The following is a 13755-nucleotide window of genomic DNA, read 5'->3' as shown; positions in this document are numbered from 1 at the left end:
GGAAGCACACACCGGCACAAGCCGGTGTGCTTGCGCTCACAATACGCGGCGTCACAACCGCCTTTCCTTCGCCGCCACCGCGAGAAGCTCTTCCGCGTGGGCGATACCCAGATCCGAGTCCGGCAAACCTGCGAGCATCCGGGCCAGCTCCCGGGCGCGTTCGGTGTCCTCCACGACCCGGACTCCGCTTGTCGTCACCGCGCCGCCGGTGTCCTTCGCCACCACCAGATGCCGATCGGCGAACGCCGCCACCTGCGGCAGGTGGGTGACGACAAGCACCTGGTGGGTGCGCGCCAGCCGGGCCAGCCGGCGGCCGATCTCCACTGCGGCCTGGCCGCCCACCCCGGCGTCGACCTCGTCGAAGACCAGCGTGGGCGGGCCACCCGAGCCGGCGAACACCACCTCGATGGCGAGCATCACCCGGGACAGCTCACCGCCAGATGCGCCCCGCTGCAACGGCAACGACGGCGCGCCCGGGTGGGCCAGCAACCGCAGCTCCACCTCGTCACCGCCGTCCGGGGCGACACCCACCTCGACACCGTTGACAGTCAGCGTCGGCTCGGCCCGGCCCGCCGGCCGGGGCAGCACCGCCACCTCGATCCGGGCGTGCGGCATGGCCAGCCCCGCCAGCTCGACGGTGACCTGATCGGCGAAGCGGACCGCCGCCTCCTGCCGGGACACCGACACCCGCGACGCCAGGTCGGCGACCTCGACGGCCAACCGCTGCCCCTCCGCGTCCAACTCGTCGAGCAGGTCGTCGGACGTGTCCAGATCGGACAGCCGCGTGCGCGCCCGCTCGGCCCAGGCGATCACCCCGTCGACGTCGTCGGCGTACTTGCGGGTCAACGCCCGCAACGCGGCCCGCCGCTCGTAGAGGTGCTGCAACCGGGCCGGGTCCGCGTCAAGCGTCGCCAGGTACGTCGACAGCTCCGCCGAGACGTCGGTGACGAGCGTGGCCGCCTCCTCCAGCCGGGCCGCCAGCTCACCGAGCGCCGGATCGGTGCCGGCCTGCGCCTCGAGGGTGCGCCGGGCGGTGCCGAGCAGCGCCGCCGCGTCGGGTGTCTCGTCGGCCGCGTCCGCACCGCCGGCCACACACAGCTGGGCCAACTGCGCGGCCGTCCGCAGGCCCTCGGCGTGCTCCAGCCGCTGCGCCTCGGTCTTCAGATCGTCGTCCTCACCGGGCTGCGGATCGACCCTGGTGATCTCGTCCAGGCCGAGCCGCAACAGGTCAGCCTCCTGATTGCGCTCGCGGGCGTTGCGCCGCCGGTCGGCCAGGTCGTCGACCACCCGCCGCCAACCGGTGTACGCCTCGCGCAGCGCGTCGAGCAGCTTCTCGTGCGCCGGGCCGGCGAACCGGTCCAGTGCGGCCCGCTGCTCGGCCGGGCGCAGCAACCGCAACTGGTCGGACTGGCCGTGCACGGCCACCGCCTGCTCGCCGACCTCGCCCAGCATCGACACCGGCATGCTCCGGCCACCGACGTGGGCACGCGAGCGGCCCTCCACCGTCACCGTGCGGCTCAACAGCAGCGACCCGTCCTCGTCAGGCTCACCACCGGCGTCGGTGATCCGCGCGTGCACGGCGTCGGCAGCCCGGCCCCGCAGGCGCAGCCGCCCCTCCACCACCGCCCGGCCCGGCTGGGCACGGACCCGCCCGGCGTCGGCCCGGCCGCCGAAGAGCAGGCCGAGGCCGGTCACCACCATGGTCTTGCCCGCACCGGTCTCGCCGGTGATGACGTTCATCCCGCCGGTCAACGGCAGCGTGGTGTCCTCGATGACGCCGAGTCCGGTGATCCGCAGCTCTTCCAGCACAGCACCCGACAGTAGACGCGTGGGCCGACAGTGACCAGCCGCCGAGCCCGCCGCAACCCCGCCGATGGGCCGTGGCACGGCCCGTACGCAGGCGACGTACAGTCTTGCCCCGTGTTGGACGTGATTGGCCTGACCTCGGCCGAGGAGGAGCTGTACCGCTGCCTGCTCCAGCTCACCACGGCCCGCGTCGACGAACTGGCCGGTCGGCTGCGACGGCCCCGGGCGCAGGTGCTCGAGCAGGTCGAGGCGTTGCGGGCCAAGGGCCTCGTGCAGCCCACCGACAGCGATCCGGACGCCCCGCTGCGCCCGACCGCCCCGGACGTCGCCCTCGGCGCGACGCTGCTGCGCCGGCAGGAGGACCTGGAGGCGGCCCGGCTGCGGGTCACCCAACTGGCCGAGGAGTACCGCGCGGGGCTGCGCCGCCACCACGTCGACCACCTGGTCGAGGTGATCAGCGGCACCCGTGTGCTGCGCGACCGGCTGCGTGATCTGCAGAACTCGGCGCGTACCGAGGTGCTCTGGTTCTGCCGGGCGAACCCTCTGGCCATGGCCGGCCCGGAGAACGTCGAGGAGTTCGACGCGCTGGCCCGTGGTGTCAGCTACCGGGCCATCTACGAGCGGGATCTGCTGCTGGAGCCGGGTGCGCTGGCCGACCTGACAAAGGGGGTCGCCGCCGGCGAGCAGGCCCGGGTCCTGGACCGTCTACCGGTCCGGCTGGCCATCGTGGACGGCCGTACCGCGATCTGCCCGCTGGTGCCCGACCGTGACGGCGGCGAGCCGAGCGCCGCGGTGATCGGCCGCAGTCAACTGCTCGACGCGTTGCTCGCCCTCTTCGAGAGCCACTGGCGGGTGGCCACCCGGCTGCGGCTGGACGACCCGCTCAGCGTCGCGGCCACCGACAGCCGGCGAGCCGACGCCGACAACAGGCACACCGACGACCGGCACACCGACAGCTACCAGCCGGACGCCGACGAGGCACGGCTGCTGTCGCTGTTCGTGGCAGGCGTACCGGACAAGTCCATCGCCTCCCAACTCGGGGTGAGCCGGCGGACCGTGCAACGCAGGATCGCCGACCTGATGGCCGCCGCCGGCGTGGACACACGACCCGGGTTGGCGTTCCAGGTCGCCCGGCGCGGCTGGCTCTGAACACCCACAGGGGCGGGACGGCACCTGGCCGCCCCGCCCCCGTCCACGATCAGCGCAGCCCGTACGCCTGAAGCACTGTCTGGTCGACGGTGTTCCCGGCCCGGTCGGCGGCGTGCACCCGCAGCGACACCGTTCCACGCCCGGCCGGCACCGTTGCCGTGTACCGGGTGCCCGACCCCTTGGTCGCCACGGTGCGCCAGGTGGCGCCCCCGTCGAAGGAGACCTGCACCGTCACGCTGGTACCGCTCGGCGCGGCAACCCCGGCCGGCTGGCGCAGCGTCAACCCCAGGTGGTGCGGCTTGTCGCCGCGTACCGTGCCGAGCAGGTCGGCCGGCACCCCGTAGTCCACCTGCAACAGCGACAACGGCTTGGCGGCGCCACCGGCCGGCCGGGCGGAGCTGAACTGCCAGGCAGTCTCGGTGCGGGTCGCGTAACGCCACGCGGCCGAGGACCGCACGGTGGTCATCTCCAGGCGGTAGCGGGCCGATCCGGCGGTGGTGGGCACCGACGCCCAGCCGTCGGAGAGGTCGGCGATCTGCCGCCCGTCGCGACTGACCCGGACCTGGACCGTGTCCGACTCCTCGCTGTCGCCGCCCACGCTGAAGTGGCCTGCCGCGTCGACGAACTCGGGCACCCGCAGGTCGAGGGTGTCACCGGTGCGGGTGGGCACCTGCGCCCCGCTGGCCGGTACGGCCGGGCGGACCACCGGCGCGTGCCAGGTCTCGACCTCCCGGTCGTCGGCGGCGTACCGCCGGGGCTCCTGGGTCAGACCGCCGGTCAGCTGCCCCCACTGCATGAACATCGACTTGTGCAGCACCCGGTGCTGCCACCAGGTGTCCCCCGCGCTGACGAACTCCTGGCGGGTGGTGCCGTTGCGGACCAGGCGCTGGTCGTCGTTCCACGAGTACTCCTGCCACGGACGCCAGCCGAACCGCTGCTCGGTGGCCCAGCCCGCACCCATGTCGCCGTAGCTCGCTGTCACCTCGGCGGTGTTCTTCGCCGTCACCGTGTGCACGATCCGCTCCGGCACCCGGTCCTTCGACACCTGCCACACGTCGTAGAGGTAGGGGCTGTCCACTGTCAACGTCAGGTCCAGCGTCGTCCGGCCCTTACGGGCCGCCGCGATCAGCCGCTGCCCGTCGTCGTACGCCACCACCATCGACGGGATCGCGAGGCGGTCCCCGCCGGGTCGCCACACCGTCCACGCGCTGAAGTCCGCAGGCCGGACGATCAGCACCGCTGCGGCGCCGGCTCCCGCGGCCGCGGCGACCTGCTCCTCCTCGGAGCGGTCCGGGTCGCCTGTCAGCAGCGCGGCGGCTCCCCGCACCCGGTTCAGCTCAGCCGGGCTGCCGGTGCCGGCCCACACCAGCGGCAGCTTGCGCCGGCCCGTCGGCGCCGGTGACACACCCATGAGGTTGATGTCCAACGGGCCGGACACCCCGCTGATCTTCGCGTCCACCATCGGCGCGACGAGCTGCCAGCGCGAGGCGAACTCGAACTCGCCCTGCCGTACCCGCCGGGTCGGATTGACGTTCACCTGCTGCACCGTGCTGAAAGCCATCACACCGTGGTCGATCTGCCGGCCGTTGCCCAGCACCCGGTGCACGTAGTAGCTGAGTGTGGCCCGCTGCTCGCTGGGCTTCGGCGTCTCGATGCGTACCGGCGTGCCCTTGCGCGCGTCGAGCACCACTGTCAGGTCCCGGTCGACAGTCAGCTCCGGCTCGATGAGCTCCGTCAGCTGCTCGTCCAGTGGGGCGCCGTGCTCGACCATCGCGGTCAGCAGGTACGTGCCCTCCTCGACGCGCAGGGTGCCCTCGCCCGGCCACCAACCCAGGTAGTCCGACTCGGGCTGCTCACCGAAGAGCGTCAACCCCGGCGACAGGGTCAGCTTGCCTTGCCGGTCCAACACCTTCACGGTGACCTCGTGCAACGGGCCGCTGACGGTGAGCCCGACCGGAGTCCGCACGGCGACGCCGTTCGCGCCGGTCGCCACCAGCCAGCCGCCGTGCGGCCCACGCGCCAGCTTCGCCGGATCAGCGCGCAGCGGCACCGCCACGCTGGCACCTGCCGGCACTGTCACCTCACCGGCGACGGAGACACCGTCGGTCTCGGCCACGCCGGTGTCGAGGTTGCGCAGGTCCAACGCCAGCCGCAGGGTCTGCGCGGCCTTGGTGCCGTTCGTGTACGTCACGGTCCGCTCGACCGCCGCACCGCCGGTGCTGACCCGGCCGAAGCCTGCGGTGGCCGAGGCGTACATCTGCTGTTGAAGCGCCCGGGGCACGTCGACGCGACCGCCGCCCTGCTCGAAGACGGTAAGCGCCGGGTTGGCCTTCGTGGTGCTGACCAGCGCGTCCTTGAGCTTCGCGGCGGACCAGTCGGGGTGCTCCTGGGCAAGGATCGCCGCCGCGCCGGACACGTGCGGCGTGGCCATCGAAGTGCCCGACGCGGTCGTGTACGCGTCGCCCACCGGCGTACCCATCGTGGTGCCGGCGGCCCGCGCGGCGACGATGCCGACGCCCGGCGCGGTGATCTCGGGCTTGAGGCCGTTGTCGCCGAGGCGTGGGCCGCGGCTGGAGAACGTCGCCAGGTTGTCGTTCCGGTCGACAGCGCCCACGGTGAGCGCCGCCGTGGCCGCGCCCGGCGAGCCGACGGTACGCGCCTCGCCCGCGTTGCCGGCGGCGACCACGAAGAGCGCACCCGTCTCGGCGGTCAGGTCGTCGAGCGCGAGGCTCATCGGGTCGGTGCCGTCGGTGGGGTCGCCGCCGAGGCTCATGCTGACGACCTTCGCGCCGGAGCGGGCTGCCCACTCCATGCCCTCGATGATGGCCGAGGAGCTGCCGGACCCGCCGTCGTCGAGCACCTTGCCGACCAGCAGTCGCGCACCGGGCGCCACGCCCTTGCGCAGCCCGTCGGACGCCACGCCACTGCCGGCGATGGTGGCCGCCACGTGGGTGCCGTGACCGTGACCGTCGCGGGCGCTGCCGCTGCCGGAGAAGTCCCGCGCCTCGACGACCCGATCGACCAGGTCGGGGTGGGTGTTGTCGACGCCTGTGTCGAGCACCGCGACCTTCACGCCGGCGCCGTCCCGGCCGGCCGCCCAGGCCGCCGGTGCGCCGATCTGCGGCACGCTGTGCTCCAGCGCGGGACGGACCCGACCGTCCAGCCAGACGCGGGCGACACCACCGCCCAGCCGAGGTGCGGCGGCGGTCGTGGTCCGGGCCGCCGGGGTACCGGCGAGGGAGGTCCACAGGCCGCCGAGGTCGCCCTTGCCCACCCGCAGCGCCGCGCCGTTGATGCTCTCCAGCGGTCGGGCGTCGGTGGCGCCGGCGAGCGGCCGGACCCGGCCGGCGGCCGGCTCCTGGTAGCGCACGATCAGCGGCAGGAAGCCCTGCGCGGCGTCGCCGTAACCGTCGGCGGCCAACTCCTGCACGTCGAAGAGGTTCGCGTCGAGGACCCCGCTGGAGACGTAGGGCAGGACGTCGCTGGGCAGCACCCGCAGCCCGCCGTCGACCTCCAGGGTCTGGAAGATGACCCGCTCGCGCCCGGGGCCGGGACGGACGGTGGCGGCGACCCGACCCGGGGCCGCGGGCGCCAACTCCACCTGGTCACCGGTAATGAGGGTGATGCGGACGGGCTCGGCGCCCGGGGCGGACGCGCCCAGGCTCGGGCCGGTGGGCGGGGCGGGCGGCTCGGCGGAAGCCGGTGCGGCGAGGCCGACCACCAGCGCGCCGACCACGCCGACGGTAAGCCAGCGAGGGGACCAGTGCATACGATGCGCTCCTTCACTCCGGTAGGCCCGCCATCCGTAGATGAGGACCGATCGGAGTCTGCGGCGCGACGCAGCACCAGGTCACTAACCTTCGACCGCCGCAGCGGCGACATGGCGCCAGGTGGACAACCGCCGTACACCGAGGGTGTGCCCCACGGTCACTGGCGGCTGCCACGCCACCCGTGCACGGGCAGCCCGAACTTGGCGACCAGCCGGTCGGTGAACGGCCGCGGCTGCAACCGCACGATGCGCACCGGCAGGGTGCCCCGCCGCACCGTCACCCGCGCGCCGGGCGGCAGGTCGTAGACCCGCCTGCCGTCGCAGCAGAGCACGGCGAGAGTGGTGAACGGGTCGACGGTGATCACGAAGGTGGACGTGGGTGCGGTGACAAGCGGACGGCTGAACAACGCGTGCGCGCTGATCGGCACCAGCAGCAGCGCCTCCACCTCCGGCCAGACCACCGGCCCACCACCGGAGAACGCGTACGCCGTGGAACCGGTCGGGGTCGCACAGACCACACCGTCGCACCCGTAGCGCGACAGCGGCCGCCCGTCCACGTCGACGAGCAGTTCGAGCATCTGCGCGCGCTCGCCCTTTTCGACGCTTATCTCGTTGAGCGCCCAGGACTCGATGGTCGGGCCACCGTCGAACTCGGCTGTCACGTCAAGGGTGAGCCGCTCGTTCACCGTGTAGTTGCGCTCGACGACGTCCCGGACCGCGGTGTCCAGGTCGTTGATCTCCGCCTCGGCCAGGAAGCCGACCTTGCCGAGGTTGATGCCCAGCAGCGGCACCTTCGCCGGGCGGGCCAACTCGGCGGCGCGCAGGAAGGTGCCGTCCCCGCCGAGCGCGAAGACGATCTCGGCGCCCTCGGCGGCCTCCGGCCCGACGACCGGAAGGACACCGGGCAGATCGAGGTCGTCGGCTTCCTCGGCGACCACCCGTACCTCGAAACCGGCGGCGATCAGGTCGGCCGCGACCGACCGGGCGTGCTCGGTGCTGCGGCGGCGGCCGGTGTGGGTCACCAGCAGCGCGGTCCGGCTCATCGGCCCGACCACCTGTCCACGACCGAACGGCCCGCCACCGTCGTCCCGCCACGGCGGCGCGTCCCGCGCACCGTGGCGGGACGCTCGCTCCACTCGTTCACCCTGGGACCTCCTCCGCCGCCAAGCCCGGCTCGTCGCCGGCCGCCGGGCCGTTCGGCCCGGCCGCCACCACGGCCCGCACCCGCTGCGGGTCGGCCGATGGCGCGCCTCGGCGCAACCATACGAAGAACTCCACATTGCCGCTCGGCCCGGGCAGCGGGCTGGCCGCCACGTCCGCCAAACCGAGACCGAGCTGCGCCGCCGCCGCGGCCACGTCGAGCACCGCCTCGGCGCGCAACGCCGGGTCGCGGACCACACCGCCGGCGCCGACCCGGTCCTTGCCGACCTCGAACTGCGGCTTCACCATCAACGCCAGGTCGCCGTCGTCGCTGGTGCAGCCGGCCAGCGCCGGCAACACCAACCGCAGCGAGATGAACGACAGGTCGGCCACCGTGAGGTCGACAGGCCCGCCGATCGCAGCCGGTTCGAGGGTACGAACGTTCGTGCGTTCGAACACCCGGACCCGCTCGTCGGTCCGCAGCGACCAGGCGAGCTGCCCGTAGCCGACGTCCACGGCCACCACCTCGGAGGCGCCGGCGCGCAGCAGCACGTCGGTGAAACCACCTGTCGACGCGCCGGCGTCCAGGCAGCGCCGGCCGGCGACGCGCAGCCCACCCGGGGCGAACGCCGCCAACGCGCCGGCGAGCTTGTGGCCGCCCCGTGAGACGTACTCCTCGGCCGGGTCCGCTCCGGTGACCAGCAGCGGATCGGCGGGGTCCACCATCGCGGCGGCCTTGCGCGCCCGCACCCCGCGCAGCTGGACGCGCCCGGCCTCCACCAGCGCGGCGGCCTGCTCGCGTGAACGAGCCAGACCGCGGCGGACGAGTTCGGCGTCCAGCCGGTTGCGACGTGCCATTGGTGGTTCTCCGGTCCGTGGGGCTTGGTGGTCCGCTCAGGTCTGGTCGATGGTGGCGAGGGTTTCCTGGAGCGTCTCGTAGGCCGCCTCGTACTGCGCGATCTGGTCAGCGGGGGCGAGCGTCGCCGCGTTGGCCATGGCACGCACGGCGGCGTCGACCGCCGGGTGCCGTGCCTCGTCGCCCTCGACCTCACCCATGTCCGAGGGCGGGGCGGGACGGTTGTTCACCGGCGGCCCGGGGCGGGCCACGGACGGCGGTCCCGGCCGGCCGGCGGCGGGCGGGCCGGGCCACGCCGCCGGGGACGGGCCGGGCCGGGCGGCGGGCTGCCCCGGGCGGATGCCGGGCGGCGGGCCGGGGCGCGCGCCGTCACTCACGAGTCAGCCTCCGGGCGCCGCTTGCGGGCTGTCGCCTTCTTGGCGGGCATGACAGCCGGAGTCGGAGTGTCGTCGGTGGTGCTGATGGTCGCCGGTGGCTTCTTCATGACGGCCTTCTTGGCGACCGCCTTCTTGGCCACGGCTTTCTTCGCGACCGCCTTCTTGGCCACCGGCGCGGAGACCGGCGCGCCGGCTGGGCCATCCGACGGCACCAGACCCTCGTCGGGCGACGCGACGCGCGTCGGGTCGGGCTGCGGCGTGGGGCGGGCGGGCGGCTCGGCGGCCGGTCCGGCGGCGGGCGTCGTGGCCTGCTCGGTGGCTCGCGCCTCGCGCAGCTGCCGTTCCAGGTCATGCACCCGGCGGGTCAGCTCGGCAACCTCGTCGGCGGTGGCCAGACCGACAGCGCCGAGGGCCCTGTCGACCTCGAAGCGGACGAGCTTGGTCAGCGCCTCCCGGTTGGCCGCGCCGGTGGTGACAAGTTCCTCGCCGAGTGCCTGGAGTTGAGCGGCGGTCGCGCCGCCGGAGCCGACGAGGCGGCGCACCGCGTCCTGGGCTTTCTTCCGGGGCGCCTCCGCCAGGCCCATGGCCAGTTCGAGGTAGGCGCGCCACGCGTCCTGCATGCCTGAGTCCTTCCATCCGGCGGGGTGTGCAGGTGTCACGCTACCGGGCGCCCCGGACGCTCCCGTGCGGTACGGTGCCGAGGACGGCATGGCGATCGGCGAGGGGGAGATGTGGCCAGCGTGGACGAGTGCCGGCAGGCATTGCAGGACCTGGCCGCGCGCCTCGATCGCAACGCCGAGACGGTACGCGACAAGGTCGACCTGGAGCGGACGCTGGCCTGCCGGATCACCGACCTGGACACCGCGTTCCACGGGCGCATCAGCGGCGGCCGGCTTGTCGAGCTGGCCGACGGCGACGATTCCAAAGCCAAGATCGCGCTGAGCACGTCCAGCGACGACCTGCTCGCCCTGGTCCGCGGCGACCTGGACGTCACAAAGGCGGTGACCTCCCGCCGGGTGTCGATCAAGGCCAACCCGTTCGATCTCATGAAACTGCGCAAGCTGCTCTGACTGGCGCCCTCGCCAGCCGCTCAGACTGGCGCCCTCGTCAGCCGCCGGTGGGCAACCCGAAACTCTCCAGCGCGTGGGCCGCGTCCGCACCCACCGGGCGGATCTCCGGCAGCGCCGGCTCCGACCACGCCGCCGCGCAGAGCGCGGCCAGCGCGTCCAACGACCGGCCCGAACCGGCCAGCTCCAACGTCCCGTCGCGGCCCGTCACGGACCAGCCGCCGGTGTCCGCCGTGCCCGGGACCCGCACTGCGGCAGCCGGGTCGAAGAGCCCCGCCAGGTCCCTCGCGACGTACGTCGGACGCCGCTGCGGCTCGGCGGCGAGCAACTCGGCTACGCCGCTGACACCTGTGAGTACGAGCAGACTGTCCAGCCCCGCCCGACGGGCGCCCTCGATGTCGGTGTCCAGCCGGTCCCCCACGACCAGGGTCCGCCCGCCGTCACTGCGCCGGGCGGCGGTCTCGAACAGGGCCGACTCCGGCTTGCCGACCACCAGGTCGGGATCCCGCTCCAACGCCGTCCGCAGCACTGCCACCAGGGAACCGTTGCCCGGCAGCGGTCCCCGGGCGCTGGGCAGCGTCCGGTCGGTGTTCGTGGCGACCCAGATGGCCCCCTGCCGCACCGCGACCGACGCCTCGGCCAGCTCGGTCCAGCCGACCTGCGGGCCGTAGCCCTGCACCACCGCCGCGGGCTTCTCGTCGGCGAGGGTGACCGGGGTCAGGCCGACCGCGCGCAACTCGGCACGCAGCGCCTCCGCGCCGACCACCAGCACCGGCGCACCGGCGGGCAGCCGGTCACGCAGCAGCTCGGCGGCGGCCGCAGCGGAGGTGAGCACCTCCTCCGGCCGAGCCGGCACACCCATCCCGGTCAGCAGGTCGGCGACGTCACTGGACCGACGGGAGGCGTTGTTGGTGGCGTACGCCACCGATCGCCCCTCGGCGTGCAGGCGGGCCACCGCGTCGACCGCGCCGGGGATCGGCCGGTCGATCAGGTAGATCACCCCGTCCAGGTCGAAGACGACAAGGGTGTACCCGTCGACCAGCCGCTCCCCGGCGTCCGTACTCACCGCTGCGTCGACTCCGACTCGTCGCCCCGGGCCGGGACGGTCGCGTCGTTCACCGCGTCGGCGTTCGTGGTGTCGTTGTTCACCGCGTCGTCGTCGCTGGCTACCGGAGTCCGATCGACGGCAGCAGGCTCGGCCTGTCCCCGCTCATCGTCGTCATCGTCGTCGTCGTCATCGTCATCGTCATCATCGTCGTCGTCGTCGTCATCGTCGTCGTCGTCATCGTCATCGTCGTCGTCATCGTCATCGTCGTCGTCGTCATCGGTCAGCTCGGTGTCGGGCTGGGCCGGCACGGCGCCCGGGGTGCCGGGACCGGCGACGGCCTCCTCGACCGCCTCGTCCTCGTCGTCGCCCTCGATGACCACGCCGTCGAGTTCCAGCAGCCGCTCCGCGGCATCGGTCTCGCCCTCGGTGTCCACGTCGGCGGCCCGGGAGAACCACTCGCGGGCCTCCTCGCGCCGGCCCACCGCGAGCAGCGCGTCGGCGTACGCGTAGCGCAGCCGCGCCGTCCACGGCACCGTCGCCTCACTGGTGAGGTCCGGGACCTGGAGCATCGCGACCGCGGCGTCCTTCTGCCCGAGGTCACCCCGGGCGCCCGCGGCGACGATCAGCAGCTCGATCGCGACGGCCTGGTCCAGCTTCTCCTGGTCGGCGCCACGGAACAGGTCAATAGCCCGCTCCGGCCGGCCCAGAGCGCGCTCACAGTCCGCGAGCACAGCCACGTGGCTCTGCAATCCACTCATCCGGTGGTACGTGCGCAGCTCGGCGATCGCCGTCTGCCACTCCCCCGCGTGGTACGCGGCCAGGCCGACCGCCTCGCGGACGGCCGAGATGCGCGACGCGAGCCGTCGGGCGGCCAGCGCGTGCGCCAGCGCCTCGGCCGGATCCTCGTCGATCAACTGTCCAGTGGCGACCAAGTGTCGGGCCACCGTCTCGGCGACCGGCTTGTTCAACGAGAGCAGCTCAGCACGGACGTCCTTGTCGAGGTCCGTGGCGACGATGTCGTCCGGCAACGCCGGGGCCGAACTGCGCCCGCCCTCGGCCGACTCGGAGCCCGTGCCACGGTCGTCCCGCCGGTAGTCGCCCTCACGACGCGGCCGCTCATCAGCGCGGGAGCCTCCGTCTCGGTCCCCACCGCGGTAGCCACCTTCACGACGGTCACCGCCTCGGAATCCACCGTCGCGGTCGCCACCACGGAAGCCGCCCTCACGGGGCGGGCCGGAACGACCACGGTCGCCCCCACCCTGGTAACCACCCTCACGACGGTCACCACCACGGAAGCCACCCTCGCGGGGAGCACCCGAGCGCGAACCATCACGATCGCCACCACGGAATCCACCGTCGCGGTCACCGCCACGGAAGCCGCCCTCACGGGGCGGGCCGGAACGACCACGGTCGCCCCCACCCTGGTAACCACCCTCACGACGGTCACCACCACGGAAACCACCCTCGCGGTCACCGCCACGGAAACCGCCGTCACGCGGCGCACGGGAGGCGTCGCGGTCGCCACCACGGAAGCCACCCTCACGGGGCGGGCCGGAACGACCACGGTCGCCCCCACCCTGGTAACCACCCTCGCGACGGTCACCACCACGGAAACCACCCTCGCGGTCACCGCCACGGAAACCACCTTCACGGGGAGCACCCGAGCGCGAACCATCACGATCGCCACCACGGAAGCCACCTTCGCGACGGTCACCGCCACGGTAGCCACCCTCGCGGTCACCGCCGCGGTAGCCACCCTCACGCGGAGCGCCAGGCCGGGAGCCACCCTGGTAGCCGCCCTCACGACGGTCGCCACCCTGGTAGCCGCCCTCACGGCGGTCACCGCCACGGAAACCGCCCTCACGCGGCGCACCCGAGCGTGACCCGTCGCGGTCGCCACCACGGAAACCGCCCTCGCGACGGTCGCCACCACGGAAACCACTGTCGCGGTCGCCGCCACGGAAGCCACCTTCGCGGCGGTCACCGCTACGGAAACCACCGTCGCGGTCGCCACCACGGAAGCCACCCTCACGCGGCGGACCGGAACGGCCACGGTCACCGCCACCCTGGTAACCACCCTCGCGGGGAGCACCCGAGCGCGAACCATCACGGTCACCGCCGCGGAAACCGCCCTCGCGGCGATCGCCACCCCGGAAACCACCGTCGCGGTCACCGCCACGGGAACCGCCTTCGCGGTCGCCACCACGGAAGCCACCTTCGCGGCGGTCACCGCCACGGAAACCACCGTCGCGGTCGCCACCACGGAAGCCACCCTCGCGGGACGGACCGGAACGACCACGGTCACCGCCACCCTGGTAACCACCCTCGCGACGGTCACCACCACGGAAGCCACCTTCACGCGGCGCACCCGAGCGCGACCCATCACGATCGCCACCACGGAAGCCACCTTCGCGGCGGTCACCGCCACGGAAACCACCCTCGCGGTCACCGCCACGGAAACCACCCTCGCGGTCGCCACCACGGAAGCCACCCTCGCGGGACGGACCGGAACGACCACGGTCACCGCCACCCTGGTAACCACC

General features: G+C 73.4%; 11 protein-coding genes. 2 read left to right on the top strand and 9 right to left on the bottom strand.

Annotated elements, in window-relative coordinates; genetic code table 11:
• Window positions 1-51 precede the first annotated feature (51 nt).
• Complete coding sequence (gene recN, locus ACPXB1_RS29590) at window positions 52-1809, bottom strand: DNA repair protein RecN (protein WP_425736086.1); 1758 nt, start codon at window positions 1807-1809, stop codon at window positions 52-54.
• Window positions 1810-1920: 111 nt separating this feature from the next.
• Between recN and ACPXB1_RS29585 the strand changes: the two genes are divergently transcribed.
• Entirely contained in the window at window positions 1921-2955 is a 1035-nt protein-coding gene (locus ACPXB1_RS29585) for a helix-turn-helix domain-containing protein (RefSeq protein ID WP_425736085.1), read from the top strand.
• Between the two features lie 49 nt (window positions 2956-3004).
• On the opposite strand, the gene ACPXB1_RS29580 is transcribed toward ACPXB1_RS29585, so the two are convergent.
• The 5 genes from ACPXB1_RS29580 to ACPXB1_RS29560 form a co-directional block, all read right to left on the bottom strand.
• Window positions 3005-6724, bottom strand: a complete 3720-nt coding sequence (locus tag ACPXB1_RS29580) for a S8 family serine peptidase (protein WP_425736084.1) — start codon at window positions 6722-6724, stop codon at window positions 3005-3007.
• A 158-nt stretch (window positions 6725-6882) separates the two neighbouring features.
• The gene (locus ACPXB1_RS29575) at window positions 6883-7767 is read right to left on the bottom strand and encodes an NAD kinase (RefSeq protein WP_355595975.1); all 885 of its coding nucleotides are present in this window, start codon (window positions 7765-7767) and stop codon (window positions 6883-6885) included.
• A gap of 97 nt (window positions 7768-7864) precedes the next feature.
• The gene (locus tag ACPXB1_RS29570; RefSeq protein ID WP_355595784.1) at window positions 7865-8722 is read right to left on the bottom strand and encodes a TlyA family RNA methyltransferase; all 858 of its coding nucleotides are present in this window, start codon (window positions 8720-8722) and stop codon (window positions 7865-7867) included.
• Window positions 8723-8758: 36 nt separating this feature from the next.
• Window positions 8759-9097, bottom strand: coding sequence for a hypothetical protein (locus tag ACPXB1_RS29565; RefSeq protein WP_425736083.1), 339 nt, complete (start codon window positions 9095-9097; stop codon window positions 8759-8761).
• Window positions 9094-9717, bottom strand: coding sequence for a phasin family protein (locus ACPXB1_RS29560; protein WP_355595782.1), 624 nt, complete (start codon window positions 9715-9717; stop codon window positions 9094-9096). Before ACPXB1_RS29560 ends, ACPXB1_RS29565 begins: the two co-directional genes overlap by 4 nt.
• A 111-nt stretch (window positions 9718-9828) precedes the next feature.
• Between ACPXB1_RS29560 and ACPXB1_RS29555 the strand changes: the two genes are divergently transcribed.
• Complete coding sequence (locus ACPXB1_RS29555; protein WP_355595780.1) at window positions 9829-10167, top strand: SCP2 sterol-binding domain-containing protein; 339 nt, start codon at window positions 9829-9831, stop codon at window positions 10165-10167.
• A gap of 37 nt (window positions 10168-10204) precedes the next feature.
• Here the strand turns inward: ACPXB1_RS29555 and ACPXB1_RS29550 are convergent, their stop codons facing one another.
• The 3 genes from ACPXB1_RS29550 to ACPXB1_RS29540 form a co-directional block, all read right to left on the bottom strand.
• Window positions 10205-11230 (bottom strand): HAD-IIA family hydrolase, encoded by a 1026-nt coding sequence (locus ACPXB1_RS29550; protein ID WP_355595778.1) that lies wholly within the window; start codon window positions 11228-11230, stop codon window positions 10205-10207.
• Window positions 11227-12156: a Replicase polyprotein 1ab gene (locus tag ACPXB1_RS29545; protein WP_425736097.1), complete on the bottom strand. Its 930-nt coding sequence runs from the start codon at window positions 12154-12156 to the stop codon at window positions 11227-11229. The genes ACPXB1_RS29550 and ACPXB1_RS29545 overlap by 4 nt, the downstream gene beginning before the upstream one ends.
• 20 nt (window positions 12157-12176) lie before the next feature.
• On the bottom strand, window positions 12177-13755 hold a 1579-nt coding region (locus ACPXB1_RS29540), incomplete at its 5' end, for a hypothetical protein (RefSeq protein ID WP_425736082.1).

The sequence above is a fragment of the Micromonospora sp. DT68 genome (genome assembly GCF_049847245.1).
GTDB classification, from domain to species: domain Bacteria; phylum Actinomycetota; class Actinomycetes; order Mycobacteriales; family Micromonosporaceae; genus Micromonospora; species Micromonospora profundi.
Note: the sequence above shows the minus strand (reverse complement) of the source record. Positions and strands in the feature narration are given on the sequence as shown.

What these genes read in the sequence shown, in the direction of transcription:
- ACPXB1_RS29580 (WP_425736084.1), bottom strand. Translation starts at nt 6,724, where the DNA reads ATGCACTGGTCCCCTCGCTGGCTTACCGTCGGCGTGGTCGGCGCGCTG.
- ACPXB1_RS29575 (WP_355595975.1), bottom strand. Translation starts at nt 7,767, where the DNA reads ATGAGCCGGACCGCGCTGCTGGTGACCCACACCGGCCGCCGCCGCAGC.
- ACPXB1_RS29570 (WP_355595784.1), bottom strand. Translation starts at nt 8,722, where the DNA reads ATGGCACGTCGCAACCGGCTGGACGCCGAACTCGTCCGCCGCGGTCTG.
- ACPXB1_RS29560 (WP_355595782.1), bottom strand. Translation starts at nt 9,717, where the DNA reads ATGCAGGACGCGTGGCGCGCCTACCTCGAACTGGCCATGGGCCTGGCG.